Consider the following 26,324-nt stretch of genomic DNA (forward strand, 5'->3'; position numbering starts at 1 on the left):
CGCCTCGATGCCGTGGCGGAACAGTAGGCTGGGTTAGGTACGCCTCACACGTGCGCAGGGAGAAAATCACTTGGCAGATCTCATCGACACCACCGAGATGTATCTCCGCACCATCCTCGAACTCGAGGAGGAGAACATCAATCCGCTGCGCGCCCGCATCTCGGAGCGCCTCGGTCACTCGGGCCCTACCGTGTCGCAGACCGTCGGGCGCATGGAGCGGGACGGCCTGGTGGTGGTGTCGCTCGACCGTCATCTCGAGCTCACCGAGCTCGGCCGCAAGAAGGCCATCTCGGTGATGCGTAAGCACCGCCTGGCCGAGCGCCTGCTGAGCGACGTGATCGGTCTCGAGTGGGAGCTGGTGCACGACGAGGCCTGCCGCTGGGAGCACGTGATGAGCGAGCAGGTCGAACTGCGCATCCTGGACATGCTCGACCACCCGACCGAGTCCCCGTACGGCAACCCGATTCCCGGGCTCGACCAGTTCGGCGAAGAGGCGTCGATCCCCTTCACCAAGGGCGTCGTGAACATCGTCACGCTGGTGCACGGAGCCGTGGGCCCGCAGACGAAGATCATCCGGCGCCTCGGCGAACCGGCTCAGGTCGACCCCGAGCTTCTGCTGCAGCTCAAGCAGGCGGGCGTGGTTCCGGGGAACAGCGCCGCGTTCACGTCGGCGGGTTCCTACGTTCTGGTCGAGGTTGAAGGTTTCGCCGAGGGGATCGAACTGCCCAATGAGGTCGCAAGCCACATATTCGTTGGCATCTGAGCCCCTCCCCGCCGCATCGGCGTTACCAAAATGTTAAAAAGGGCCTTTCTGAAGTGACAAAGCCCGAACCCTCCCGTATCGTCTTACGAGTCCGCCGACTCCCGAATAGTGGCGGACACGGGCCAAGACACCTCGCACTCCCGTCTCTTGGTCGCTGACGGCACACGGAACTCGGTGTGGACGGGAGCAGCTTTCTTTGGCTGCGTGAGGTGCCGGAGGACTAGATCTTGGCCCCACTTGGTGATTCGCTCGCATCAGAGCAGAACCCCGAAAGACTGAACAGCTCTTCCACCCCCTCCGCTCCGCTGACCCGGCGTGAGTTGCGCCGGGCGGAGGAAGCTGCGGCAGCGAAGACGCCGGCCGCACAGGCCGCTTCCGCGGCCGACGCTCCCTCGAAGGAGCTCGTGCTCGCCGTGGCCGCTCCGTCGGCCGAGGCGAAGGCCGCGGTGACGGCGCTCGAGGTCAAGGCGCCCGCCGCCCTGGCCACGCGCCTGCCGGCCGTTCGCCGCCCCCGCATCTCGCGCCCCACGAAGAAGAACGCCGTGCGCGCCGTGGTGATGACCTTCGCCGCCGCGCTCGTGGCCACCATGGCCCTGCCCGCCTACGCCTTCGGCGGTGGCGGCAGCTTCGACGCCGGTGTCGCCACCGACGGCGAGCTGTCGGGCAACCAGACCCTGGTGGTGCCGGATGCCTCGGCCGCACTGGCCGTGAGCCGCGACAACTACACCGCACCCACCCCCGAAGACCTGCAGGCCAGCCGGGATCGCGCGGCTGCCGCCGTGGCCGCCACCGAAGCCGCCGCGGCTCGCGAGGCCGCCGCAGCATCGGCTGCCGCATCCGCCGACACCGAGACCAGCGCCGCGAACAGCCCGTTCACCGTCAACCCGCCGTCGGGCGCCTATAGCGGTGCCGCTGTGGTGGCGTACGCCGAGCAGTTCGTGGGCAAGGTTCCCTACGGCAGCGGAGCGAGCCCCGACACCAGCTTCGGCTGCGACGGACTCACCCAGTACGTGTTCGGCCAGTTCGGCATCTACCTGCCGCGTGTGGTGAGCAACCAGGCCGCCATGGGCATCCCGATCTCACCCGCCGATGCTCAGGCCGGCGACCTCATCATCTGGCCCATCGGCCACGTGGGCATCTACGACGGTGCCGGTGGATCGATCGACTCGCCCGACTGGGGCCGCTACGTGGAGCACCGTCCGCTCTGGGGCAGCTACTACTTCGTGCGGATCGTCTAACCCTCCCGCGTCGCCGACGAACGTGTAAACACTTCGTTACCGGCAGCCGAATCGGCGTATCACCTGTAGGTGGTGCGCCGATTCTGTCGTAATCTGGGGCTCTGTTCGCCACACACACCAGGAGAGCCAGATGACGCAGGGCAGGAGCATCCCCACCACGGATCGCCTCGTGCTCCGCGTGCGCCGGCACACGAGTGGGCTGAGTCAGAGCCAGATATCGAGCTCTGTGAGTAAGGCGCTGTCATTGTGACGGCGCCTTTTTTGTTGCCCACCCGTCTTCTCGGTTCGTCGTCGAACGGATGCAGGTCGGACACCTGGAAGCCGTCCAGGTGTGTTCGAAAGGGAGAGCATGCGAACACTGGTACTCAACGCAGGATTTGAACCGCTCGGAGTCGTGTCGTTCAAACGGGCCCTGGTGCTCGTGATGAACGACAAGGCGCGGGTGCTGGCGAGCGACGCCGAGCATCCGGTGCTCGGCATCCATGAGGAGTTCGACCGACCCGCGGTCATCCTGCTCACCCGCTACGTGCGGGTTCCCACCAACCGGATGATGCCGGTGTCGAGGCGGGGCGTGCTTCGCCGTGACGGGCAGCGCTGCGGCTACTGCGGCGCATCCGCCACCACCATCGACCACGTGCACCCGCGCTCGCGCGGAGGCAAGGACACCTGGGAGAACCTGGTGGCGTGCTGCCTGCGTTGCAACAACATCAAGGGTGATCGCACACCGGCCGAGATGGGCTGGTCGTTGCGGGTCTCGCCCCGGATGCCGCATCAGGCGGGTTGGACCATCAAGGGTGCGGAGCGCACCGAACCCGAGTGGGACCCGTTCCTGATCGCGGCGTGAGTGCCGTGCGGGCCCCGGATCTCTCCCGCGCCCGCACGGCGACGTCGATCAGAAGCTGAGCAGGATCTTCCCGGCGCGACCGGGAACCGCGCTCGCGGCGGCGGCGGCGCGCGCCTCGTCGATCGGGAACACGGCCTCCACGGGCAGGTCGACCTCGCCCGAGCTGATGCGCTGGATGAGTTCGCCGAACAGGGCACCACGCTTGGCGGCATCCATGTCCTGGCTCACGCGGCTGCCCCAGAAGCCCTTCACCGTGGCCTGCTTGAAGATGAGGTCGCCCGAGGAGAGCTCGAGCGCTCCCGAGGCCATGGCGCCGAACGACACGAGGGTGCCGCCGTCGCCGAGCAGCGACAGCAAGTCGCCGGCAGCCGGACCGCCCACGGAGTCGACGGCGGCGCGGGGGCTCGCGCCGTCGAGTACGGCGGCGACGCGCTCGCGCCAGCCGTCGTCGTCGGTGGCCACGATGTCGTGGATGCCGAGGGCGGCCAGCTCGTCGACACCGGCGGCGCGGCGCACGAGGCCGAGCACCTTCACGCCCCGGGCGGCGGCGAACTGGGCGACGAGCTTGCCCACGGCGCCGTTGGCCGTGTTCTGCACGATCCATTCGCCGGGCTGAACGTCGAGGAAGTCGAGAAGGCTGAGGGCACTGAACGGCATCGAGATGAGCTGCGCGGCGGTCTCGTCGCTCACCGAGTCGGGCACCGGCACGAGTCCGGCGGCCTTCGCCACGAAGTACTCGGCCCACACGCCGAAGGTGCCGCCGGTGGCGACCCGCTGGCCCACGGTGAGACCGCTGACGCCGTCGCCGAGCGCGTCGACGATGCCCACAGCCTCGGTGCCGGCTGCGGCGGGGAGCTCGGGCTTGAAGCCGTAGGTGCCACGGATCGTCCAGAGGTCATGGTTGTGGATGGGGGAGAGCACGGTGCGCACGCGCACCTCGCCGGGGCCGGGGGTGGGCAGGGGGAGCTCGACGACGTCGAGCACCTCGGTGGCGTCGGCGAACGTGGAGTGGGTGAGTGCGCGCATGGTGCGGCTCCTTCGGGTGGGGATCGGATGGATGGACGTTGGCGGTTGTGTCGGCGGGGGCGTGGGCGCCGCCCGGCCTGCTGGTCTGCTCAGTCGAGCAGCACGGCGGTCGTGCGCAGCGCGGAGTCGAACGGCGAGCCGTCGCGGGCCAGTCGATCCAGCAGCGCGGCTCCGAGCCAGAGCTCGTAGAGCGACTCGGCGAGCTCGCGGGCGGGTCGGCCGCTCGTGACCGACCCCTCGGCCTGGCCGACGGCGACGACGGATGCGAGCAGGTCGACGAGACGGCCGACACCGCCGGCGAGTGACAGCCGCATGGGCTCCGAGAAGTCGGACACCTCGGCGGCGAGCTTCACCACGAGGCACCGGTCGGCGGAGGCGCTGCCCACGCGACCGGCCCAGGCCTCGGCCAGGAGCGTCAGCCGCTCGTGGGCCGTTCCCGGCCGCTCGAGCAGTGCGCCCACCGCTTCGAGGTAGGTCTCGACGTAGCGGTCGAGCACCGCGACGCCGAACCCCTCCTTCGAAGCGAAGTAGTGGTAGAACGAGCCCTTCGGGACGCCGCAGGTGGAGAGGATCTCCTGCAGGCCGACGCCGGTGAAGCCCTTGGCGAGGATGAGCTCCTCGCCGGCGGCGAGGATGGCATCGCGCGTGAGCTCGGCCTTGGCGGTGAGGGTCATGGTTATGATCCTAGAACAAAATAGACCGGTCGTCTAGCAAAGCCTCCCCGCTTCCCGGGTCGGCCCGCTAAACTGAGCGGGTCAGCCTCTGTAGCTCAATGGAAGAGCAGTTCCGTCCTAAGGAAAGGGTTGGGGGTTCGAGTCCCTCCAGGGGCACCAGCTATTTGTTCATGGCTCCGATTTGCGCGCTGAGATCGTCTTCTTTGTGCCTGCGATCAGCACCTGAGGCGCTCATGATCTCGCCGCTGCGTGTTCTGCGAGCGGTTACGACTGTGGCTCCATTCGCCTGCTCAGAAGGGCGGGGTGTCGGGCAGGGGTCGGACGGATCCCGGGATGCGCGCGGCAGCGGGTGTCGCGGTGGGTGTTGCGTGTCGCGTGGGTGGGTGTTCGGGTGGCGTGGTGGTGTGGCGGGCGCCCGAGGGTGAGGTCCAGTGCAACGCTCGGCCTTCCCCGCCGGTGACTTGCCAGTCGGTTTGGTGTTTCAGCGTGTGATGCCTTCGACATAGTGCGGCGAGGTTGTCCAAACTGGTGTGACCACCGTTGGCCCAATCGACGGTGTGGTCCAGGTCGCATCGGGCGGCGTCTCGGGTGCAGCCCGGGAACCGGCAGGTCTGGTCATCCATGATCACCGCCGCACGAAGGTCGGCCGGGACTTTGTAGCGTTCTCGGCCGACGGTGAACCGGGTGCCGGTGGCCGGGTCGGTCAGGATCCGCAGAACCGACGGCGCCCCCGCGACCAGGCGGCGGGCCGTGTCGGTATCGATCGGCCCATAACCCGCCAACTCCCCAGCCTCCGCGCCGTGACCCAGCAGCGTCATCACGGGGACGGTGACGGCGATGTTCGCCGTGATCCCCCGGGCTCGGGTGGCGGTTTCGCCGTCCCGATCCAGGAGGAGGTCGGTGAGGCTGTCGGCGCGGAGCTGCGCGTGAGTGCGGGCTTCGTCGGGTGCCCGCAACCCGCGGGCGAGCTGATCGAGAGTGTCGTCGATCGCGAGTGCTGACACGGCGGGCAGGTGACACACCAGCGTGGCCATCCCGTCGAGTTCCTTCTCCACCCACACGCCCCGCTCGTCCCGGGCCTCGTGGTGGCGGGTATCGATCGAGTCCGGGTGCATCCGCTCCCGCACGTTCCGGGCATGCGTGGACAACTGGGTCGGCGTCTGGGACTCCGCGTTCACGAGCGCGATCGTTTCGAACTCGGCGCGAGCGCCTTCGGGGAGGGTGCGGGCCTGCCGCACCACCGCCTGCGCGTGCCGATACGTGATCTCACCCCGCTCGAGGGCCTCCAAGGTCAGCGGCAGGAAGTCGCACAGCATCTCCGCGTCATCGATCCGCTGCCCAGCAGTGCGTTCCGGAATGCGCAACGTGGTTGCGATCTCCGCGACCAACGACCGACGCGCATGCTGCAACGACCCACCCGGCAACCCGGCGACCCAGTTCGCCTTCCGCGCCGCCGCCGCCAACCGAACCACCGCCCGCGCATCCAACATCGCCTGCTCGCGTTGGATCACTGCCACCTCGTCCGCATCCGCTCCGATGCCGCGCAGCATCGACTCCCGAGTCCCACCAGCGGTGGGATCGGACGGAACGGGGTTGAAAGCAACAGACTGGTTCATGAGCGTGCCTCAATTGTATCGCGGCGGCACCCGAGAATCAATCAAAACACCAGATCAACCCACGATTCTCCGTCGTTACCGCGCTACCACAACCGGCCGACATCCGCCCGACCCAGCCACGGTCATCGAGGGCAAGCGCGAAGCGCGCGGCAGCACCCCACACCCGGAACACAAAGCTCCCGAGACCCGACCGGGACTGCCGCGCGCGCCGCGCTTGCCCGAGATGGATGTGGTTGCCTTTTCGAGAGATTCACCGACGGATGAGTGAGCTCGCACTGACGCGTCATCGTCGTCTGTTGGGCCGGCGAGCGACAGCAGGCCGACGACCGCAGACCACAGACCACATCTGAGCCTGTGAACGGCCCAGCATCGCGGAGGAGACGGCCACGGTGACGAGAAGAACAGCGGCCAGCACGACCCGTGAAGACCAGGCCGAGCAGCCGGGCTGGCTGCGCCGAGAGCCGGGCCCGGGGATGAGGTGCCTGCACGGTCGTACGTCACCCAGCGTTCCGCTGGCGAACTCGAAGTGCTGCGGCATGGAGGCCGGCGCTCCGCTCACAGTGGCGTTCTGGGCGACCGCCGCATCAGGGCGTGGGTTCGGGTCGGCCGCGCGTCAGGCCTTCGCCGCGAGCCGCTCGCGCAGGAACGCGACCACCCGCTCCCGCGCCGCCAGCGCCGGATGCCCCGGCGTCTCCCGCACCTCGCTGGTGAGCACCGAGTGCGCGCGGCGCGAGAAGCCGCCGGCGTTGCCGGGGGAGGAGTCGAGCTCGATCACCTCGAAGGCGTCTCCGAGGCGTCGCGCGAGGGTCTCGAAGCGCGGGCGCGGCGAGTTGGGGTCCTCCGAGAACCGCAGACCCAGTGCGCAGAAGCCGGCGCCGGTCGCTCGCGCCGCAACCACGTCGAGCTCCGACGACGAGAGGCCCGGGTCGGCCTGCCGCGCCTTCCCGAGGGGGAAGGGCGCCGCCGGCTGGCTGACGACGGATGCGAGCACCGAGTCGTCGACCGCGGTCGCCAGTGCGAAACCCGCGGTGAAGCACATCCCGATCACGCCCACCCCGGCGCCGGGCGTGCGGGCGTTCAGGTCGGCGGCGACCGCCCGGAAGAACGTCGTGATCGGACGCTCCAAATTCAGCGCGAAAGCCCCGAACTCGGCGCTGACGCAGATGCGCGCGACCGTGCGCAGCGTGTACCCGGGCGTTCCCTCCTTCTCCGGCACGCCGAACGGCGAGGGCGCGACGACCGTGAACCCCTCGTCGACCAGATGCTCGGCGAGGCCCAGCACCTCCGGCGTGATGCCGGGCAGCTCCGGGATGAGCACGACCCCGGGGCCTGACCCCTTCTCGTAGCAGTCGTAGGTGCGGGTGCCATCGGAGAACGGGGCGCGCACCCAGCCCTCGAGGGTGGACGTGGGGGCGGCGCCGGTCATGCCGCCATTATCCGCCGAACGGATGCCCGGAGTCGCGATGGTGAGACGGCTCAGCGGCGACATCCGGGTCTGCCATAATCCGCAGGTGACGTTGTTCGAACCGGGGGGACCGGAACAGCCGAGGCCCCGACACGGGCAGCCGACGCCCGACGCGGCGGCGAGTGCCGCCGACGAGGGGGCCGCCGACAGATCCCGTGCGCCGCAGTACGGCGAGCGGCTCGCGGAGGGCAGCTCCGAGCACGCCGCGTGGGAGCGCCTCGTGCAGGAGAACAGCCCGTGGGTGCGCGACCTGGCGGCCCAGCGCCGCCGTCGGCGCGGAGCCGTGCTCTCGATCGTGTTCTTCGCGATGCTGCTCGCCGGTGGCGTGGCCTTCCACCTCACCGGGGCGTTCGGCTCCCTCGGGCAGCGGGGTGCCGCCCTCGACGCGCCCTATCAGCCGAGCCTCGCCGTGAGTGCCATCGCCACCGGCCTGCAGCTCACCGACGAGGGCCAGCAGATCTTCTACGCCGCCCGGCCCGAGGTGCTCGACGCCACCCTGTTCCTCGCCGTCTGCGGCGACCCGGATGCGCCGGCTGACGGCTCAGAAGACCCGATCGGCTGCTACTCCTCGCCCCCGGAGAGGATCGCGATCTTCCACCCCGAAGACGCCCGGCTCGACTCGCAGATGACGACCACGGCCGCCCACGAACTGCTGCACGCCGTGTGGGCACGCCTCACCGACGACGAGCAGGGCACGCTGCGCCCGCTGCTCGAAGCGCAGTATTCGCGCATCCCGGCCGACGACCCCGTGCAGGAGCAGATCACCGGCTCGGTCGGCGACGACCGGTTCAACCGTGCCACCGAGCTGTTCGCCTACCTCGGCAGCCAGAACACCGGCGCCGGCCCTCTCGACCCCGAGCTCGAGGCCTTCTATGCGCGGTACTTCACGGCGCGGCAGACCATTGCCGACCTCGACTCCACCCTGCAGTCGACCCTGACGAACGGATGGGCGGCCTACGAGACGCACGCCACCGAGCTGAGTGCCCTCACGCAGGCGAACGCGCAGGAACGGGCGCAGCTCGACGCCGACACGGCTCAGCTCGCCACCGATCGGGAGATGCTGGCCGGTCAGGTGACCGACTACGAGGCGCGGCCGGCCGACGAGCAGTCGCGGCTCTACCGCGTGGGCGACGACGGCGAGTTCGCCGAACCCTGGGGAGATTACCTCGCGGGGCTGCAGGTCGAGCTCGACGGGCGGGCCACGTCGTACGCCGATCGCGAGGCGGCGCTCACCGGGTCGATCGCCCAGGAGGATCAGCTGGAGGCGGCGCTCGACACCGAGTACGCCGGCCTGGTGCAGCTCGACGAGGCCGGCCTGCCGCGCTGAACGCGGGCGTAGGGTGAAGGAATGGCACGCGAATTCCAGCACGACACCGAGGCCAACCGCTACGTGATGCGGGTCGACGGCGACCTCGTGAGTGCAGTCGACTACGTGGTCGGCGGCGAGCAGATCTCGTTCACCCACACCTTCACCGACCCGAAGCAGCGCGGTCACGGCTACGCCGGCGAGATCGTGGCGTTCGCCGTCGACGACGTGGAGGAGAACACCTCGTACCGGGTGGTGCCCATGTGCTGGTACGTGGGCAAGTGGTTCGACGAGCATCCGGAGCGCGCCGGGCTGCTCAGCCGCTGATTGGCGTCGCCCTCCGCGGGTTGCTAGGCTCTGTGGTGGGGAGGGCTTCGGCCCTCTCCACCATTCGTTAACCGGCAGTTCGGCAGTCGGTGGCGTTGCTCAGCCTTCGGTGCACGGTGGCCGACAGCGAGCGGCGAACGGCCCCCGCTCGCAGAGTCGGAGGGAGCCAATAGCCTTGAGCCATGGGTTCCATCGATGACTACGACCTCCGCACCTTCCCCGCAGCACTCGACGCCGCCGGCGCCGCCGACCCGGCCACCGCCGCGTGGATCGACGCCGAGAACCGGGGCTTCCACGACCCGCGCATGAGCGCGAAGGTGCTCGCCCGCTCCGCCGAGCGCCTGGCCGCCGACGGCCGCCGCCTCACCGGCGCCTACGCGCCGACGGCTCCGGCCGGTGCCCTCGGGGCCGACACCCCCGTGGCCACGTTCGCCTGGTTCCCGGGCACCCTCAACGTCGGCGGGCCCGAGCTCCTGCCGGTGCACCTCGTCTCCAACGTCACCGTGCGCCCCACGCACCGCCGCCGCGGACTGCTCAGGGGCATGATGACCGCCGATCTGAAGCAGGCGGTCGACGACGGCTACGCCGTGGCCGCCCTCACCGCGTCGGAGGCCGGCATCTACCGCCGGTTCGGCTTCGGCGAGGCCACCTGGGTGCGCCACGTGGTGGTCACCACCGACGCGCGGTTCCGGATGATCGAGGAGCCGAGCGGGCGGTGCGAGCTCATCGAGGCCGCCGAGCTGCGCACCCTGGGGCCGGAGGTGTTCGCACGGTTCCACGCCGCGCATCCGGGGTCGATCGATCGGCACGCCAAGTACTGGGACAGGGTGAGCGGTGCCGACGACGACAAGGGCGAGCCCGACCCCGCGGTCTACGCGGCCGCGCACTACGACGACAGCGGAACGGTCGACGGCTACGTGTCGTACAAGTTCAAGGGCTGGGAGACGGAACCGCACGCGCTCGAGATCATCGACCTCGTGGCGGCTGACGACGCGGCCTATCTGGGACTGTGGGACTTTCTCGCATCCGTCGACCTGGTGACGCGGGTGGAGTGGGAGTTCGCCCCCGTCGACGATCCGCTGCCCTGGGCCATCACCGATTCGCGCCTGGTTCGCACCGGCTTCGTGGAGGACTGGGTGTGGCTGCGGGTGCTCGACGTGAAGAGCGCATTCGAGGCCCGGGGCTACCTGGCCGACGGCCGGGTGGTGCTGCAGGTGACGGATGCGCTCGGCTACGCCGCAGGCACGTTCGAGCTGCGGGTGACGTCGGGCCGGGCCGAGGTGCGCCGCGACGACTCGGCCGAGGCCGATGCAGTGCTGGATGCGGCGGCGCTGGGGGCGTTGTACCTGGGTGGAGCCGATCCGCGGGTGCTGGCGGCGGCGGGTCGGCTCCGGCCGCTCACGCCCGGAGCGGTGCAGCGGGTGCGCGCGCTGCTGCAGCCCGTGGCGCCGCTCTACGGAATCTCGCACTTCTGACGCAGGTCGGTCGCTCACCCGGCCGGGATGACGCTGCGGAAATGCTGGTCAGAGGCCGGCGGCGGCACGGGCCTGGGCGATGAACACGGGGCGCACGATCTCGGCACCGTCGAGGTAGGCGCCCACCAGGGCCGCGTCGCGGAGCAGCACCAGGGCTCCGGCGGCAGCCCCGGAATCGGCCGGTACGGTGCCGGCCGCCGCGAGCGCATCGCCGAGCGTGCTGCGGAACCAGACGCGGTGCCGCGTGACGATCTCGCGGATCGGGCTGTGCGCATCCGGGTACTCGACGGCCGCGTTGATGAACGGGCAGCCACGGTCGTGGTGACGCACGATGTCGTCGGCGATCGCCTCGATCAGGAGTTCGAGGAAGGCGCGCGGCTCCGGCTCGTCGGCATGGGGAGGGGTGGCCGCCTGCCGGGTGGCTTTCACCTGGGCGCGTACCGTCTCGTCCTCGCGCGTGAGGTAAGCCGCGACGAGGGCCTCCTTGCCCGGAAAATAGCGGTACATCGTGGCGCGCGTCACCTGCGCCTCGGTGAGCACCCGGTCGAGGCCCACTCGGTGGATGCCCTCACGGTAGAACAGCTCGGAGGCGACGCGCAGCAGTCGCTCGCGGGCTGCCGACACCCGGGCGGTCGAGGCCCGGGAGGCGACGACGGATTCGGGCATCCCCGCAGTCTACGGGAACGCTCGTTCTACCCCGGCTGCTGTGCTTTCATGAGTCATGACCTCAGCCATCACCCCCGGCGGGCACCCGGCCGAGCCGCACGCCGACGGCACGGCGGCCCGGCTGAACTGGCTGCGTGCCGGGGTTCTCGGGGCCAACGACGGCATCGTCTCGGTGGCGGCCGTCGTGATCGGGGTGGCGGCGGCCCTGCCGCCCGACGGCGGCGCCGGACTCGGCCCCGTCGCGACAGCCGGGGCGGCTGCCCTGGTGGGCGGTGCCATCTCGATGGCGCTCGGCGAGTACGTGTCGGTGAGCAGCCAGTCCGACAGTCAGCGCTCGCTCATCGCGAAAGAGCGCCAGGAGCTCGCCGAGATGCCCGAGGCCGAGCTCGAAGAGCTGGCGGGCCTCTACCGGGCCCGGGGCCTGAGCCCCGAGACCGCGGCGGCCGTGGCCAGGGAGCTCACGGCCCACGACGCGCTCGCCGCCCACCTCCAGGCCGAACTGAACATCGACCAGGACGACCTGCCGAGCCCGTGGCAGGCCGCAGGGGCCTCGGCGATCGCCTTCACGATCGGTGCGCTGCTGCCGTTCCTGGCCATCCTGCTGCTGCCGGCCGAGGTGCGCATCCCGCTCACGGTCACCGTGGTGCTCGTCGCCTTGGCCCTCACCGGGGCGACGAGCGCGTGGATCGGGCGCGCCCGGGTGCTGCGCGCCACGCTCCGGGTGGTGATCGGCGGAGCGCTCGCCCTCGCGGCGACCTTCGCGGTGGGCACCCTGCTCGGCACCTCGGGCGTCGTGTAGCCGTCACCGCCACACGGGCTGGCGGCCTCAGCCCACGGGCTGGAGCGAGAGCTCCGGGAACCGGCTGGCGATGAGCTCGAGGGTCTCGATGCGCGCGGGCGACTCGCGCGGCCCGTCGGACTCGAGCGCACCGCCGACCGGCGACACCATCACCTCGTCGACGCCGTGGCGCTCCGAGAGGGCACGGATGCGGCCCTCCACCTGCTCCGGCGTTCCGATCAGCCACACCCGGGACTGGTCGGACACCGACTGCTCCTCCAGGGGGCTGAGCACCGTGGCCGCGGCCTCCTCCACCGTGAGCTGTGGCAGCAGGGCTCCGCCGGTGCGCAGCCGCGCCATGGTGATCAGCTGGGGGAGTGCTCGCCGGTAGGCCTCGTCGGCGGTGGCCGCCACGGAGGTGTTCACCGTGAGCAGGGTCTTCGGGGCCGCCAGCGCCTCGGACGGCTGGAAGGTGTCGCGGTAGATCGCCAGTGCACGCTCGATGCCGGGCTGGCCGAAGTGGTTCGCGAACACGAACGCCGTGCCGAGCTTCGCCGCCAGGGTGGCGCTGTAGTCGCTCGACCCCAGCAGCCACAGGTCGGGGGCGGTGCGGATGCGCGGGGTCGCCTTCAGCTCGTACGACCGGCCCCTGATGTCCAGTCCCACCGAGGGCTGGTCGTCGCCGAACTCCTGGCCGCCGGCGCGATCGGAACCGAGCAGCGCCGCCACCGTCTCGACGTCGGTGGGGAACGAGGCTGCGGGGTCGGCATCCGTCGTCGACCGCTGACCGCGCAGCATGTAGGCCGTGACCGGGTCGGAGCCCGGAGCACGCCCGAGCCCCAGGTCGATGCGCCCGGGGTGCATGGCCTCGAGCAGGGCGAACTGCTCGGCGATGGTGAGCGGGGCGTGGTTGGGCAGCATGACGCCGCCCGAGCCGAGCCGGATGCGCTCGGTGGCCGCCGCGAAGTGCGCGATCAGCGTGGCCGGCGAGGTCGACGCCACCGAGAGCATGTTGTGGTGCTCCGCCACCCAGTAGCGGGTGAAGCCGAGCCGTTCGGCCGCGCGCACGAGCTCGAGGCTCGCGGCGACGGCGTCTCCCGTCGTCTGGCGGGAGCGGACGGGGATGAGATCGAGTACCGAGAGCGCAGTCATATCGATCTGTTCAGCGGGTCCTGCGGGGAGAATATTCCGCATTGAGGGCCCTTCTGCCCCGGAACTTCGCGAAACTCGCCCGCAATTGCGGCCTGTTCGGCGAGGTCGCACGTACTGTGGCGGTGTGTGGCGTGCCGATAAGAAACGAGAAGCAGACGATCCGACGTCTGCCCCCGACTCCGTCGAGTCGGCCTGGGGCCGCGCCGGGCAGTCCACTGCCGGTGGCCCGATCGGACAGGTGTTCACGACCGAGAGCCTCGTCGAACCCGCTCGGGATCAGTGGCGCGCGGAGATCGGAGCTCTCGGTGGCGAGTCGCCGCTGATCGCCTTCGACGACTCCCCGCGGTCGCGAATCGAGCTCAGCACCACGCATCCGGGTGGTCTGGCGCAGTTCATCACGGGTAACTCGACGCTGCTGTCGAGCCTCATCCGCGACGAGCTGGCCCTCCGCAACGCCCGGATCGCGGCGGGTGCCATCACCGACAAGGGGGTCGAGCTGCGCTCCGTGCGCGGGATCGACTCCGTGCACCTGGCCATCGGCCTGGCCGAGTGGCGGGCGCCGAACGCCGACGGTTCCGAGGCGGAGGCCAAGCAGTTCCGCGCTCCGGTGCTGCTGCGCCCGATCTCGGTGCGCCGCTACGGTCGTGATTTCGAGCTCAAGCTCCGCGGTACGCCGTTCGTGAACCCCGTGCTCGCGCGGGCCCTGCAGGAGCAGTTCCACATCACGATCGACGGCGAGAGCCTCGTCGCGCTGGCCCAGTCCAGCGGCGTCTTCAAGCCGCAGCCCGTGATCGACCGGCTGCGCAGCCTCACCTCCCACCTGCCCTGGTTCGCGGTGCAGCCGCGCCTCGTGGTGTCGTCGTTCGCGGATGTCTCGAGTGCGATGCTGGCCGACAGTGGCGACCTCGCGCATCCGGTGCTCGACGCCCTGGCCGGCAACTTCAGCTCACGGCGCGCCGTGCAGGAGGGCTACCACCCCGTGGAGCCTTCGCCGCAGGACCACCGGGCCCCCGGCACCGACACCCTGCTGCTGGACGCCGACAGCGAGCAGGAGAACGTGATCGCCCAGATCTCGGGCGGAAACTCCATCGTGGTGAAGACGCTGCCGGGTACCGGCGGCACCCAGACCATCGTGAACGCCATCGGCGCCCTCGTGTCGCAGAACAAGCGGGTGCTCGTGGTGAGCCCGCGCCGGCTGAGCCTCAGCGGCATCAGCCGCCGGCTCAGCGACGTGGGGCTGCCCGGCATCGCGGTGTCGCCGCGCACGCTGCGTCGCGACCTGATCCAGTCGATCGGGCGCAACGAGAAGGCGTCGCAGCCCAAGGTGGCCGACATCGACGAGGCCCTCGTGCGCCTGCGCGGTGTGCTGCTGGACTACCGCTCCTCGATGTCGCGGGTCGACCCCACACTCAAGGTCTCCGTGCTCGACGCCCTGCGCGAGCTCGCCCGGCTGGCCCTGCTGCCCAACCCGCCCTCCACCACGGCCCGGCTCGACCGGGCGGCCCTCGAGTCGCTCGCCACCGGGCGTGCCAAGGCGGCCAAGACGCTCAGCCGCGCCGCCGAGCTCGGCCAGTTCCGCTACGGGCCCGACGACTCGCCCTGGTACGGCGCGCAGTTCACGTCGAGCGACGACGCGCACAAGGCGCACCAGCTCGCCAAGCGACTCGACCGCTCCGACCTGCCGCGACTGCTCACCGGCGCCTACGACCTCATCGGTCAGACCCGCATGCGCCCGTTCACCTCGCTGAACGAGCTCGGCACCTACCTGCGACTGCTCGCCGACCTGCGCGAGACGCTCGACAAGTTCCTGCCGGTGGTGTTCGACCGCTCGCTCACCGACCTCATCGCCGCCACCTCGCCGCGCCGGGATGCGCCGCAGATGTCGTCGACATCCCGTCGCCGGCTCAAGGCCCTCGCCCGCGAATACGTGCGCCCCGGTGTGCACATCGGCGACATCAACGAGGCGCTCCGCCGCATCCAGCAGCAGCGCACGCTCTGGTACCGCTACGCCGCCGCGGGCATCCCGCCGGAGATCCCCGTGGGCATCAACGACGTGCAGGTCGCCTTCCAGCGCGTCACCGAAGACCTCGCGCAGCTCGATCTGCCGCTCGGCCGCGTGGGCACCGCCCAGCACCTCGCCGCCCTGCCGATCGACCAGCTGATCGGCATGGTGGAGGGCCTGGCCGCCGACTCCGAGGTTCTCGCGAACCTGCAGGAGCGCACCGCCCTGCTCGACTCGCTGCACGAGCACTCGCTCGACCCGCTGCTCGTCGACCTGTCGAACCGCCACGTTCCCGAAGCGGCCGTGCCCGACGAGCTCGAGCTCGCCTGGTGGCAGTCGGTGCTGGAGCTCATGCTCTCGGCCGACCGCGCGCTGCTCGGTGCGAACACGGGGGTGCTCGACCGGCTCGAGGGCGACTTCCGGCTGGTCGACGAAGCGCACGCCTCGATGAACGGGCAGCTGCTCGCCTGGCAGCTGGCGGAGACCTGGAGCGTCGGCATCGTCGACCACCCGATGGAGGCCACCGCCCTCAAAGACCTGCTGCGCACCGACAAGGTGACCTCGGCGAACCTGCACCAGGCCGCGCCGCACCTCGGCAAGGCGCTCGCCCCGGTGTGGCTCGCCTCGCCGTACGAGGTGCCGCAGATCACCGACGCCATCACCTTCGACACCGTGGTGCTGGTCGACGCCGGCGCCACCACGCTGGCCGAGAACGTCGGCGCGATCCGTCGAGGCCGCCAGGTGGTGGCGTTCGGCGACCCGGTGACGCAGACGCCTTCGCACTTCGAGGTGGCCATCCGGCCCATCGACGACCTGCGCACGCGCACGGCCGTCGACGCCGAGATCGTGGAGGAGTTGCACGCCGACTCGGCGCTCGCGCGCCTGGCCGACCTGGTGCCCACCCTCTCTCTCACCCGCAGCTACCGTGCCGGCGGCGAAGACCTCGCCGAACTGGTGAACCACCGCTTCTACGGCGGCAAGATCGACTCGCTGCCCTGGGCCGGCACCTTCCTCGGTCACGGCAGCCTGGCGCTGCACTACGTCGAGGGTCGCGGCGGCATGCCCGACTCCGAGACGGGTGCCGTCGAGAGCGTCGACGCCGAGGTCGACGAGGTGGTGGGCCTCGTGCTCGACCACGCCATCAACTACCCGCGCGAGTCGCTGATGGTCATCACGGCCTCGCCCCGGCACGCGGTGCGCGTGCAGCAGGCCGTGCTGGCGGCGTTCGCCAAGCGCAGCGACCTGGCCGACTTCATCCTGAAGGAGCGTGCCGAGCCGTTCATGGTGGCCACGCTCGAGCAGTCGGTGGCGCAGAGCCGCGATCGGGTGATCTTCTCGGTGGGCTACGGCAAGACGGCGCACGGCCGCGTGCTCACGAACTTCGGCGGGCTCGCTCGTCCCGGTGGCGAGCGACTGCTTGCGGTCGGTATGACGAGGGCCCGTCGATCCATGGACATCGTCAGCTGCTTCATGCCCTCCGACATCGACGAGGACCGCATGAACTTCGGGGTCGTGGCGCTGCGCCAGATCCTGCAGGAGGCCGAGTCGGGCCCCACGCCCGACACGTTCTCGAGCCCCGGCGACGCCCTGCTCATCGACCTCGCCCGGCGCCTCGGCGCCCGAGGCCTCGAGGTGGCGTTCGAGCACCGTGGCAAGCTCACGCTCGTGGCGTCGCACGACGGCCGGGCCATCGCGATCGAGACGGATGCGGTGGTTCACTCCACCTCGCTCCGCGAGTCGCTGCGGCTTCGTCCCGACATGCTGCGCCGTCTGGGCTGGCACTACCTGCGGGTGCACTCGTTCGAGCTGTTCACCAACCCGGAGGCCGTGGCCGCCCGGATCGCCTCGGTGATCGGCGTGCGCGAGCTCGCCCTCGTCGAGACGTCGCCGATCACGGTGCGCGTCTGACCGTGGGTCGTCACGCGGCCGGTGGGCCGCCGGATGCTCCCGGTGGCGGGACGCCGCCGGGCATCCGTCGCACCGGCCGGCGCCGCGTGTCGACCACGGCCGCGCCCGGCAGCGACCCCACCCCGCAGGCGCTGCCCGAGCGCGCCCCCGTGCGGGCGGCGGAGGACACCGACGAGTCCTGGGGCGACCGACCTGCAGCAGCGGGCTCCTCGGGCCCCAACGACGACCGCCTCAAACGAGACGTGCCGCCGCACTGGTAGCCCGCACCCCGCGACATTCCCGAGTCGGCATGAGCGGCATCCGATACTGAACCCACGAGGATCGGGGGATCGGATGACGGGGAGACCATCGACGCAGGCCAGGCGCGTCGGTGCGCGCCGCGCGGGACTCCTCGTGCTCGGTGCCGCCGTGACCGTGCTGTCGGCCGGGTGCTCACTGATCTTCGCCGAGCCCTCCGGAGACGACGTCGCGCGGGATGCCGTTGCTGCCGAAGCCACTCGGATCGCGACCGAGATCGACGACTCACGCCCGCGCAACGTGCTGGCATCCGACTTCGCCTACCGCTATTCGAGCCAGGGATCGGATGTCGCCGTCACCGGATCCGCCCGGATCGTGGCCGAGGCGCTGTCCTGGGACGGGATGACCCGGGACGAGGACGGTGCTCGCTTCGTGCTGCGTATCACCGCCCACGTCGAGGCCCAGAACGGAGCCTCGTTCGGAAGCGGCAACCACGAGGCCGGTGACGCCTCGGATTGTTACGCGTTCCGGGTGTTCGCCTTCTTCGAGTGGACTCCCACGACGGCCGATCGGGTCTCGTGTCCGGAGGCTCCCGCGACGCCGCCGCCGAGTCCGGCCCCCGTTCCGGCTCTTCCGGATGATGCCTACGAGAAACTCACGGCCGTGCTCACGGCCGCCGCCCCCGAGACTCTCGAATCGGCGCTGGCAGACGCCTTCCCCGACGACTCCGTGCCTCGCAATGATCTCAACGGGTCGCACCTCACCCGTGAATCACTGGCGAGGGGCCGCCTCCTGGCAGCCGCCGTGGGAATCTCGTCGACGACGGACTGCGTGATGGGTGTTCGACATGCGGACGGTACGGTGCGCGTGTGGCATCCCCAAGACGTGACCCTCGCTGCCGGGGAGGCGGGCTGTACCGTCGACGCCGCCCTGAATCCGGTGCAGACGCATTGACGAGTCGCGGGGGTGGGTTCAGTGCTTGGGGAGGTGGTCGGCGGCTGGGGGTTCGCCCGCCGCGATGGCGCGGTCGTTCGCCAGGAGGTCGCGGATCTGGATGAGCAGCTCGGTCTCGGTGGGCGGGAGCTCTTCCTTCTCCTCGGACAGGGACTCGGCCGGCGTCTTCTTGATGGCGAAGGCGGCCTTCTTGAGGTGGTTGATCGGCAGCACGAACACGAAGTAGACGATCGCCGCGACGATCAGGAACTGGATGATCGCGCCGAGCACGGCGCCGAACTTGATCTGCGCCTCGCCGATGGTGACGATGGCTGCGTTGTCGAGCGAATCGGCCTTGAACAGTGCGCCGATGATCGGGTTGAAGACGTTCGTGACGATGGAGCCGACCACCGCGGTGAAGGCGGCGCCGATGACCACGGCGACCGCGAGGTCGATGACGTTTCCGCGGAGGATGAACTCCTTGAATCCCTTGAACATGGGAACCAGTTTAGGAGGAGGCTCCCGTGGAGGACGACGACGAGGAGGCCGCGGCGGGCTTCGAGGAGCCGCCGGAGTCGGAGGAGGACGAGGATGACGACCCCGACGACTTCGAGTCCGACGACGACCCCGACGACGACGAACTCGACTTCGAGTCCGACCCGCCACCCGGCTTCGCCCGCGAATCGGTGCGGTAGAACCCGGAGCCGTTGAACGTCACGCCCACCGGGCTGAACACCTTGCGCAGCTTGCCGCCGCACACGTCGCAGACCGAGAGGGTGTCGTCGGTGAAGGCCTGCTGGATGTCGAACGCGTTGTCGCACTCGGTGCAGCGGTAGGAGTAGGTGGGCACGGAAGCCTCCGGGTGAAGCGAGCGGATGAACAGTGGTGCGGGCTGCCGGCCCGGCGGGTTCAGCGGGTGAAGCGGATGATGCGGGTGGGCGTGACCGCCCCGTCGACAGGGGCGTCGTGCACCTCGCGGGGCACCTCGTCGAGGATCTCGTCGTCGAACACGACCGCGAACACGGGCGGGCACTTCTCCATCGAGCCGAGCGTGCGGTCGAAGTACCCGCGGCCCCAGCCCATGCGGGTGCCCCGGGAGTCGACGGCCGAGGCCGGGATGACGATGAGGTCGGCGTCGTTCACCGCGATCGGGCCGAGGATGCCGCCGACCGGCTCCGGCAGGCCGTAGAGACCCTCGGTCTCGGTCTCGCCGTCGGCCTCCGCCCAGTCGAGCAGCCCGTCTTGGCGGGCGATCGGCAGCAGCACCCGTCGGCCGTCGGCCAGGGCCCAGTTGATGAAGGGCCGGGTGTTGGGTTCGAAGGAGGTGGACAGGTAGGCGGAGATGACCCGCGCATCCGTGTCGCTCGCGACCTTGATGAGGTTCTCGGTGAAGCCGGCCTCGGCGGCGTCGACCACGTGCGCGGGCCGGGTGCGCCGGCGTTCACGCAGCTCGGCGCGCAGGGCCCGCTTGTCGTTGCTCAGGTCGGTGGCCATTCCCTGATTCTAGTTCTGCCGCGAGGCACTCGGGACACTGCGCAGCGTGCGGTGCACGATGAGCCAGGCGGTGGCGATGAACACCAGCGCGATGGCCGAGGTGACCCAGACGCCGCTGTCGAACGCCGCCCTCGCCGAGGCCAGCAGCTGCGCCGAGGCATCGGCCGACAGGGCGCCCGACGACGCAGCGGCCACCGCACCGCCGAGGGTCTCGCCCGCACCCCGCGCCGCGTCGTCGCCGAGCCCGGAGGGCACCACGACGCCGGCCCGGTAGAACGCCGACAGCACGGCGCCGAGCACGGCGGTGCCGAGCACAACACCGAGTTCGTAGGCCGTCTCGGAGATGCCCGCGGCAGCCCCCGCCTTCTCCTCGGGTACCGACGCGAGGATGACGTCGTTCGAGATGGTCTCGGCGAACGAGACGCCGAACGACAGCACCACGAAGGCCGCCGCCACCACGAGTGCGGTGAGATCGTGGCGGAACAGGATGATCACCGCGAACCCCGCCGCGGTGCAGCTCAGCCCGGCGAGCACCACGCTGCGCGGAGCCAGGCGCCGCACCATCACAGCGGCCAGCATGCCGGCGACGATGCCCACCACGGTGGCGGGCAGCAACAGCAGCCCCGAGTCGAGCGGGGTGAGACCGAGCACGAGCTGCAGGTGCTGCGACGCGAAGAAGAGGAACCCGACGAGGCTGAACACGCTGAGGAAGTTCGCCAGGATCGACCCGGCGAAGGGTGCGTTGGCGAACAGCCGCAGGTCCAGCAGCGGGTTCGGGATGCGCTGCTGACGCCGCACGAACAGCACCCCGACCCCGATGCCCGCCACCACCGCGACGACGCCGATCGGGTTCAGCCCGTCGTGCGCGAGCTGCTTGATGCCGAACACGAAGGGGGTGAGCGCGGCCAGCGAGAGCGCGACGCTGAGCAGGTCGATCCGGCCGGGCGCCGGATCGCGCGACTCGGGGATGAACACGAAGCCGAGCGCGAGCAGGGGGATGAGCACCGGCACCGCGAGCAGGAACACCGAACCCCAGGCGAAGTGCTCGAGCAGCACGCCGCCCACGATCGGGCCGATGCTCGAACCCGCCGCGAAGCCGCCGGCCCAGATGGCGATCGCCATCGTGCGCTCGCGGGGGTCGGTGAAGATGTTGCGCAGCAGCGACAGGGTCGACGGCATCAGCATGGCGCCGAAGAAGGCCATCAGGGCGCGGGCGGCGATGAGCCACTCGGCGCTGGGCGCGAACGCGGCGGCGGCCGACACCAGGGCGAAGCCGGTGGCGCCGATCATCAGCAGCCGGCGCCGCCCCACCCGGTCGCCGACGGTGCCCATGGCCACGAGGAGCCCGGCGAGGATGAGCGGGTAGACGTCGACCACCCAGAGCAGCGTGGTGCTCGACGGGGCGAGGTCGCGGCTGATCGCGGGCAGGGCGAAGCTCAGCACCGTGTTGTCGATCGACACCAGCAGCACGGGCAGCATCAACAGCACCAGGGCGAGGTAGCGATGGCCGTAGCGGGGAGCTGCGGTGGTGGCCGACGGGGTGGGGGCGGTGCGGGACTGCATGGGATGTTCCGTGACGATCGAGTTTTACTGCACCACTCGGCACAGCAAAATTCACTATACCAACTGGTGTAGTAAACTTCCACCGTGGCCCAGCACCGAGACAGCGCGCGCGAGGCGATCCTCACCGCCTTCCAAGACCTCCTGGTTCAGACGCGGGGCAGCTCGGCCAGCCTCGACGACGTGGCCCGGCGGGCCGGTGTCACCAAGGGCGGGCTGCTCTACCATTTCGGTTCACGACGCATCCTGGAAGACGCCCTGGTCGACCGCCTCGAGGTGCTCTCGGCCGTCGACCTCGAGAAGATGCGAACCGCACCGGGCGGCGCCGCCGCGTACTACCTCCCGTTGCGCGACTACGTCGACAGCCCGCTCGACCGGGTGACGGTGGCGGTGGGGTTGCTCGCGCACGACAACGACCGCGCCCGCACGGCGATCGCCGAGCTGCGCGCGGCGAGCTACGCACTCCTCCTGGCCGACCTGGGCGATCCTCTGGTGGCGCGTGCCGCGATCCTGATCGCCGACGGCCTCTACTACGAGACGCTCACCACGGGTGCCATCCCCGACGACGAGGTCGACATGATCGCCTTCATCGAGCGCCTCAAAGCGACCGGCCCGCCCGCCGGCCCGCCCGTCTGACGGCTCCGGCGAGTCCGTCGTCAGCGTGACCCCGATGAACCTGGATATGCTTCGGAGCATGGGGACACCTTTGACGAAAGCAGTTATTCCGGCAGCCGGCCTCGGTACGCGCTTCCTTCCCGCCACCAAGGCGATGCCGAAGGAGATGCTCCCGGTGGTCGACAAGCCGGCCATCCAGTACGTGGTGGAGGAGGCCGTCAGCGCCGGTCTCAACGACGTGCTCGTGGTGACCGGGCGCAACAAGGCCGCCATCGAGAACCACTTCGACCGCGTGTACGAGCTCGAATCGACCCTGGAGCAGAAGGGCAAGGGCGAGATGCTGCGGGTCGTCAACGAGTCGACCGCCCTCGCCGAGATGCACTACGTGCGTCAGGGCGACCCGCTGGGCCTCGGCCACGCCGTTCTCCGCTCGCGCATGCACGTGGGCCACGAGCCCTTCGCCGTGCTGCTCGGCGACGACATCATCGACGCGCGCGACGCCCTGCTCAAGCGCATGCTCGAGGTGCAGGAGAGCCGCACCGCCACCGTGATCGCCCTGATGGAGGTCGACCCCTCGATGACGCACCTCTACGGTGTGGCCTCCGTGGAGCCCACCGACGAGGCCGACATCGTGAAGGTCGTCGACCTCGTCGAGAAGCCCGATGCCGGCACCGCGCCGTCGAACCTGGCCGTGATCGGCCGCTACGTGCTGCAGCCCGAGGTGTTCGGCATCCTCGAGAACACCGCTCCCGGCAAGGGCGGCGAGATCCAGCTGACGGATGCGCTGCTGACGCTCGCGAAGGACGACACGATCGCGGGCGGCGTCTACGGCGTGGTGTTCGACGGCCGTCGCTACGACACCGGCGACAAGCTCGACTACATCAAGGCCATCGTGCAGCTGGCCAGCGACCGCAGCGACCTCGGCCCAGACCTCCGGCCGTGGCTGCAGGAGTTCGTGTCCGGCCTCTGATCAGGCGCGCGCACGCGTAAAGTTCGACAGATGTTCGTTCCCACACTGACCGAGGGCGCCGTCACGCTCCGGCCGATCCGCGTGCGCGACGCCAAGGTGCTCGAGCGCGAACTGATCGAGAACCGGCCGTGGTTGCGCACGTGGGAGGCGACCAACCCGCAGGGCCCGATGTCGTTCGACACCCGCGCGAGCATCCGTTCGCTTCAGGCCAATGCGCGAGCCGGCCTCGGTCTGCCCTTCTTGATCGAGTACGAGGGCGAGGTGGCCGGGCAGCTGAACGTGTCGTCGATCAGCTACGGCTCGGTGGGCTCGGCGTCGATCGGCTACTGGGTGTCCGAGCGCTTCGCGGGCAAGAACATCACGCCCATCAGCACGGCGCTGGCGAGCGACTACTGCTTCTTCTCGGTGGGGCTCCACCGCATCGAGATCTGCATCCGCCCCGAGAACGCGCCGAGCCTGCGGGTGGTGGAGAAGCTCGGGTTCCGTTACGAGGGGCTCCGGCGCCGGTTCATCCACATCAACGGCGACTGGCGCGACCACTTCTGCTTCGCGCTCGTGCGCGAGGAACTGCCCGTCGGCGTGCTGCGCCGGTGGCAGGAGGGCCGGGTGCCCGCGGGCGACGGCTCGGTGCCGGAGAGCGACCGCGTCGCCGCCCGCACGCCTCTTCCGATCACGCGGAGCTGATTCCCACCCGACACGCGCCCCGCGTTCAGAGGCAGCGACGGCCCGCGCCCGTACCGTAGAGCCATGACGACGGACTGGCTCAGCGGAGGGTTCATCATCGCCCTCGCGGCGGTGCTGTGGCTCGCCTATCTGCTGCCGTCGTGGTTCCGCAGCCGTCAGTACCTCGCCACCGAGCGCAACGCGGTGCGACTGCAGCAGACGCTGCGCATCCTGGCCGAGACGGCCGAGGTGCCGCAGGAGGTGCGCATCGAGGCCAACGCCCGCAGCATCGCCGAGCAGGAGCGCATCCTGAAGCACCGTTCGGCTCAGCGCGAGCTGCACGCGGTTCCGGTCGCCGTGCGCACCGCCGACCGGCTGCGACGCTCGCGCGCCGTCACCTCGCTCGTGCTCGCCGTGTCGCTCTCGGTCGCGGTTCTCGGCGGCATGCAGGCGGTCTACACCGGCGCCTGGATCATCCTCATCGGCGGCGTGATCGCCACCGTCGCCAGCGTGGCCGTGCTCGTGCGGCTGGCCAAGGCCGGCCGCCGTCTGCGACTGCCCATCGCCTACGCCGACCTGGCCCTCGAATCACCGGACCTCGTCGACTTCGGCGACTCGTTCGAGCAGGGCTCGACGGATGCCGCCTCGTCGTTCGAGGAGACGGCGACGGATGCGGACGAGCGCACCGCAGGCGACATCGCGTCGGGCTGGGTGCCGGTGGCGGTACCCCGTCCGCTGTACCTCGCACGGGCGGCGGCCGCTCCGCTCGGGCTCGGTGACGCCGACGACGCGGCTGACGACGAGTACCTCGACACCTCCCGTACCGCCGAGCTCGCCGAGGCCACGGCGCGGGCCTCGCGGGAGCGTGCCGACCCCGGCCACCACGAGTCGCTGCGCCGGGCCGCGGCCCAGTCGGAGGCGGCACTGCGCGCGCGGCTCGACGCCGCCGGTGAGACCGTCACCGAGCTTCCGGTCGCTCCCGCAGCCCCGGTCGTCGCGGCGGTGCCGTCGCGGTTCTCGCGTATGGGCATCGTGGAGGGCGACACCGAGTCGCACCTCGACCTCGACGCGGTGCTCGCTCGCCGCCGCGCCGGCTGAGCGGCCGATCCGGGCGCGACTCACCACCGGAGCGGCGGCCGCATGCCGGTGCAGCGATGGGTGCGCCTCTTAGGATTGCGGCATGAGTGACGCCGGAGTTCGCGCCCCCTCGACGACATCGCAGTCCGCCTCGGGCGCTGCCTCGATCGATCTCTCCAAGCGCGACCTCACGCTCGACCTGGCGCGGGTGTTCTGTGTGCTGCTGGTGGTGCTGATCCACCTCCTCATGGTGGGTGTCGGCCCCGGGCCCGACGGCTCGATCGTGGTGTCGAGGCCGCTGGAGGAGCAGTGGTGGTTCGCGTTGGCCACCTGGGCGGGCCAGATCATGCCGCTGTTCTTCGTGGTGGGCGGGTTCGCGTCGATCACCGCGTGGCGGAGCCTCCGCCGACGCGGCGGAACCGCGGCGGGCTACGTGCGCAACCGCGTGCTGCGGCTCGCGCAGCCGGCGCTTCCGCTGTTCGTGTTCTACGTGGTGGCCATCGGGGGAGCACGTCTCTTCGGGGTCGATCCCGCGCTCGTCGACGTGGCCGTGGTGGGGGCGGCCTCGCCGCTGTGGTTCCTCGCGGCGTACACGCTCTGCCAGGCTCTCGTGCCGTTGATGGCCGGCTGGCACATCCGGGCCCCTCGGGCGACTCTGCTCGTTCTGCTTGCCGGGGCGGTGGCGGTGGATGCGCTGCGCTACAGCACGGGGATCGACGAGATCGGGCTGGTCAACCTCTTCTTCGTGTGGCTGCTGGTGCAGCAGATCGGCTTCTTCTACGCCGACGGCTGGTTCGCGGCCCGGCGCTGGTACACGCTGGTGGCCGTCGCGGCCGTCGCCTATGCCAGCCTGGTGCCGCTCACCACGTGGGGCCCGTACGCCGACGACATGCTCACCAACCTCAACCCGCCCACGCTGCCGCTGGTGGCGCTCGCGGTGGCGCAGGCGTGCATCCTGAGGTTGCTGCGGCCGGCACTCGCCCGCCTGATGAACACACACGCGGCGCGGGCCGTGGTGTTTCTCGTGGGCACCCGGCTGATGACGATCTATCTCTGGCACCTGCCGGTCATCCTGCTGGTGTCGGGGGCGCTGCTGCTCGTGCCCGGTGCCTCGCCGGAGCCGGCCAGCGCGGCGTGGTGGTGGACGCGACCGGTGATGTTCGTGCTCGTGCTGGCCGCGGTGTTCGGCCTGTCGTTCATCGTGGGGCGGTGGGAGGCGCCGCGCGAGGTGGGAGCCACGCCGCCCACCTCGGTGGTGGCGGTGGCGACGGTGCTGGCGTTCGTGCCGCCGTTCCTCGTGATGGAGTTCTTCATGGACCTGCCGACGGCGGTGATCGGCGTGGTGCTGCTGTCGGCCGCCATCCTGCTGCTCGGCCGGTGGCGATCGCCCGCGGCCGGTTCGCAATCGGCTGCGGTTTCGTCGTAGAATATCGGGGTTGTCGTTTCGACGTCAGCGGGGCTATGGCGCAGTTGGTAGCGCGTCTCGTTCGCAATGAGAAGGTCAGGGGTTCGAATCCCCTTAGCTCCACCACCAC

Annotated in this window: 25 protein-coding genes and 2 tRNA genes; 17 read left to right on the forward strand and 10 right to left on the reverse strand. The window is 70.3% G+C overall.

Annotated elements, in window-relative coordinates; genetic code table 11:
• The first annotated feature begins 70 nt into the window (after positions 1–70).
• The 3 genes from ACEXOR_RS03845 (at position 71) to ACEXOR_RS03855 (ending at position 2,845) form a co-directional block, all read left to right on the forward strand.
• Positions 71–763, forward strand: a complete 693-nt coding sequence (locus ACEXOR_RS03845) for an iron-dependent transcriptional repressor DtxR (RefSeq protein WP_374848069.1) — start codon at positions 71–73, stop codon at positions 761–763.
• Between the two features lie 227 nt (positions 764–990).
• Positions 991–2,001 (forward strand): C40 family peptidase, encoded by a 1,011-nt coding sequence (locus ACEXOR_RS03850; protein ID WP_374848070.1) that lies wholly within the window; start codon positions 991–993, stop codon positions 1,999–2,001.
• 349 nt (positions 2,002–2,350) lie between these two features.
• Positions 2,351–2,845 (forward strand): HNH endonuclease, encoded by a 495-nt coding sequence (locus ACEXOR_RS03855; protein ID WP_374848071.1) that lies wholly within the window; start codon positions 2,351–2,353, stop codon positions 2,843–2,845.
• Between the two features lie 48 nt (positions 2,846–2,893).
• Here the strand turns inward: ACEXOR_RS03855 and ACEXOR_RS03860 are convergent, their stop codons facing one another.
• Together ACEXOR_RS03860 and ACEXOR_RS03865 are read right to left on the reverse strand one after the other, a co-directional pair.
• The gene (locus ACEXOR_RS03860) at positions 2,894–3,871 is read right to left on the reverse strand and encodes a zinc-binding dehydrogenase (RefSeq protein ID WP_374848072.1); all 978 of its coding nucleotides are present in this window, start codon (positions 3,869–3,871) and stop codon (positions 2,894–2,896) included.
• 89 nt (positions 3,872–3,960) lie between these two features.
• Entirely contained in the window at positions 3,961–4,545 is a 585-nt protein-coding gene (locus ACEXOR_RS03865) for a TetR/AcrR family transcriptional regulator (RefSeq protein ID WP_374848073.1), read from the reverse strand.
• Between the two features lie 84 nt (positions 4,546–4,629).
• On the opposite strand from ACEXOR_RS03865, the gene ACEXOR_RS03870 reads away from it, so the two are divergent.
• Positions 4,630–4,704 (forward strand) — tRNA-Arg (locus tag ACEXOR_RS03870).
• 131 nt (positions 4,705–4,835) lie between these two features.
• Here the strand turns inward: ACEXOR_RS03870 and ACEXOR_RS03875 are convergent.
• Together ACEXOR_RS03875 and ACEXOR_RS03880 are read right to left on the reverse strand one after the other, a co-directional pair.
• Positions 4,836–6,161 (reverse strand): HNH endonuclease signature motif containing protein, encoded by a 1,326-nt coding sequence (locus ACEXOR_RS03875; protein ID WP_374848074.1) that lies wholly within the window; start codon positions 6,159–6,161, stop codon positions 4,836–4,838.
• Between the two features lie 613 nt (positions 6,162–6,774).
• Entirely contained in the window at positions 6,775–7,587 is an 813-nt protein-coding gene (locus tag ACEXOR_RS03880; protein ID WP_374848075.1) for a dienelactone hydrolase family protein, read from the reverse strand.
• Positions 7,588–7,672: 85 nt separating this feature from the next.
• On the opposite strand from ACEXOR_RS03880, the gene ACEXOR_RS03885 reads away from it, so the two are divergent.
• The 3 genes from ACEXOR_RS03885 (at position 7,673) to ACEXOR_RS03895 (ending at position 10,734) form a co-directional block, all read left to right on the forward strand.
• Complete coding sequence (locus ACEXOR_RS03885) at positions 7,673–8,953, forward strand: hypothetical protein (protein WP_374848076.1); 1,281 nt, start codon at positions 7,673–7,675, stop codon at positions 8,951–8,953.
• Between the two features lie 21 nt (positions 8,954–8,974).
• Positions 8,975–9,259 (forward strand): GNAT family N-acetyltransferase, encoded by a 285-nt coding sequence (locus ACEXOR_RS03890; protein WP_374848077.1) that lies wholly within the window; start codon positions 8,975–8,977, stop codon positions 9,257–9,259.
• 182 nt (positions 9,260–9,441) lie between these two features.
• On the forward strand, positions 9,442–10,734 hold the full coding sequence (locus ACEXOR_RS03895) for a GNAT family N-acetyltransferase (RefSeq protein WP_374848078.1): 1,293 nt from the start codon (positions 9,442–9,444) through the stop codon (positions 10,732–10,734).
• 48 nt (positions 10,735–10,782) lie between these two features.
• Here the strand turns inward: ACEXOR_RS03895 and ACEXOR_RS03900 are convergent, their stop codons facing one another.
• On the reverse strand, positions 10,783–11,400 hold the full coding sequence (locus ACEXOR_RS03900) for a TetR/AcrR family transcriptional regulator (RefSeq protein WP_374848079.1): 618 nt from the start codon (positions 11,398–11,400) through the stop codon (positions 10,783–10,785).
• Positions 11,401–11,455: 55 nt separating this feature from the next.
• On the opposite strand from ACEXOR_RS03900, the gene ACEXOR_RS03905 reads away from it, so the two are divergent.
• Complete coding sequence (locus ACEXOR_RS03905; protein ID WP_374848080.1) at positions 11,456–12,199, forward strand: VIT1/CCC1 transporter family protein; 744 nt, start codon at positions 11,456–11,458, stop codon at positions 12,197–12,199.
• Positions 12,200–12,226: 27 nt separating this feature from the next.
• On the opposite strand, the gene ACEXOR_RS03910 is transcribed toward ACEXOR_RS03905, so the two are convergent.
• Positions 12,227–13,330 carry an LLM class flavin-dependent oxidoreductase gene (locus tag ACEXOR_RS03910; RefSeq protein WP_374848081.1) on the reverse strand — a complete coding sequence of 368 codons (1,104 nt, stop codon included), beginning with the start codon at positions 13,328–13,330 and terminating at the stop codon, positions 12,227–12,229.
• Between the two features lie 124 nt (positions 13,331–13,454).
• Here ACEXOR_RS03910 and ACEXOR_RS03915 point away from each other — a divergent pair, with 124 nt between their 5' ends.
• The 3 genes from ACEXOR_RS03915 to ACEXOR_RS03925 all read left to right on the forward strand — a co-directional run bounded on the left by ACEXOR_RS03915 (position 13,455) and on the right by ACEXOR_RS03925 (position 18,431).
• Positions 13,455–17,240 (forward strand): AAA family ATPase, encoded by a 3,786-nt coding sequence (locus tag ACEXOR_RS03915; protein ID WP_374848082.1) that lies wholly within the window; start codon positions 13,455–13,457, stop codon positions 17,238–17,240.
• Positions 17,241–17,242: 2 nt separating this feature from the next.
• Positions 17,243–17,500 (forward strand): hypothetical protein, encoded by a 258-nt coding sequence (locus tag ACEXOR_RS03920; RefSeq protein WP_374848083.1) that lies wholly within the window; start codon positions 17,243–17,245, stop codon positions 17,498–17,500.
• A 73-nt stretch (positions 17,501–17,573) separates the two neighbouring features.
• Positions 17,574–18,431, forward strand: coding sequence for a hypothetical protein (locus tag ACEXOR_RS03925; protein ID WP_374848084.1), 858 nt, complete (start codon positions 17,574–17,576; stop codon positions 18,429–18,431).
• 18 nt (positions 18,432–18,449) lie between these two features.
• Here ACEXOR_RS03925 and mscL read toward each other — a convergent pair whose 3' ends face one another.
• From mscL to ACEXOR_RS03945, 4 genes are read right to left on the reverse strand one after another with little or no spacing between them, the layout of a single operon-like run.
• Positions 18,450–18,908, reverse strand: a complete 459-nt coding sequence (gene mscL, locus ACEXOR_RS03930; RefSeq protein WP_374848085.1) for a large conductance mechanosensitive channel protein MscL — start codon at positions 18,906–18,908, stop codon at positions 18,450–18,452.
• Positions 18,909–18,918: 10 nt separating this feature from the next.
• The gene (locus tag ACEXOR_RS03935) at positions 18,919–19,260 is read right to left on the reverse strand and encodes an FmdB family zinc ribbon protein (protein ID WP_374848086.1); all 342 of its coding nucleotides are present in this window, start codon (positions 19,258–19,260) and stop codon (positions 18,919–18,921) included.
• 59 nt (positions 19,261–19,319) lie between these two features.
• Positions 19,320–19,904 (reverse strand): 5-formyltetrahydrofolate cyclo-ligase, encoded by a 585-nt coding sequence (locus tag ACEXOR_RS03940; RefSeq protein ID WP_374848087.1) that lies wholly within the window; start codon positions 19,902–19,904, stop codon positions 19,320–19,322.
• Positions 19,905–19,913: 9 nt separating this feature from the next.
• Entirely contained in the window at positions 19,914–21,467 is a 1,554-nt protein-coding gene (locus ACEXOR_RS03945) for an MFS transporter (RefSeq protein ID WP_374848088.1), read from the reverse strand.
• Between the two features lie 84 nt (positions 21,468–21,551).
• Here ACEXOR_RS03945 and ACEXOR_RS03950 point away from each other — a divergent pair, with 84 nt between their 5' ends.
• The 6 genes from ACEXOR_RS03950 (at position 21,552) to ACEXOR_RS03975 (ending at position 26,320) form a co-directional block, all read left to right on the forward strand.
• Positions 21,552–22,100: a TetR/AcrR family transcriptional regulator gene (locus tag ACEXOR_RS03950; RefSeq protein ID WP_374848089.1), complete on the forward strand. Its 549-nt coding sequence runs from the start codon at positions 21,552–21,554 to the stop codon at positions 22,098–22,100.
• Positions 22,101–22,158: 58 nt separating this feature from the next.
• Positions 22,159–23,049: a UTP--glucose-1-phosphate uridylyltransferase GalU gene (gene galU / locus ACEXOR_RS03955; RefSeq protein ID WP_374848090.1), complete on the forward strand. Its 891-nt coding sequence runs from the start codon at positions 22,159–22,161 to the stop codon at positions 23,047–23,049.
• A gap of 30 nt (positions 23,050–23,079) precedes the next feature.
• Positions 23,080–23,733: a GNAT family N-acetyltransferase gene (locus tag ACEXOR_RS03960; RefSeq protein ID WP_374848091.1), complete on the forward strand. Its 654-nt coding sequence runs from the start codon at positions 23,080–23,082 to the stop codon at positions 23,731–23,733.
• A gap of 63 nt (positions 23,734–23,796) precedes the next feature.
• Positions 23,797–24,810: a hypothetical protein gene (locus tag ACEXOR_RS03965; RefSeq protein WP_374848092.1), complete on the forward strand. Its 1,014-nt coding sequence runs from the start codon at positions 23,797–23,799 to the stop codon at positions 24,808–24,810.
• 82 nt (positions 24,811–24,892) lie between these two features.
• Entirely contained in the window at positions 24,893–26,215 is a 1,323-nt protein-coding gene (locus ACEXOR_RS03970) for an acyltransferase family protein (protein ID WP_374848093.1), read from the forward strand.
• Positions 26,216–26,244: 29 nt separating this feature from the next.
• Positions 26,245–26,320: transfer RNA gene (locus ACEXOR_RS03975), tRNA-Ala, on the forward strand.
• The last annotated feature ends 4 nt before the right edge of the window (positions 26,321–26,324 follow it).

Origin of the sequence: Herbiconiux liangxiaofengii (assembly GCF_041927335.1) — a bacterium.
GTDB lineage: Bacteria > Actinomycetota > Actinomycetes > Actinomycetales > Microbacteriaceae > Herbiconiux > Herbiconiux liangxiaofengii.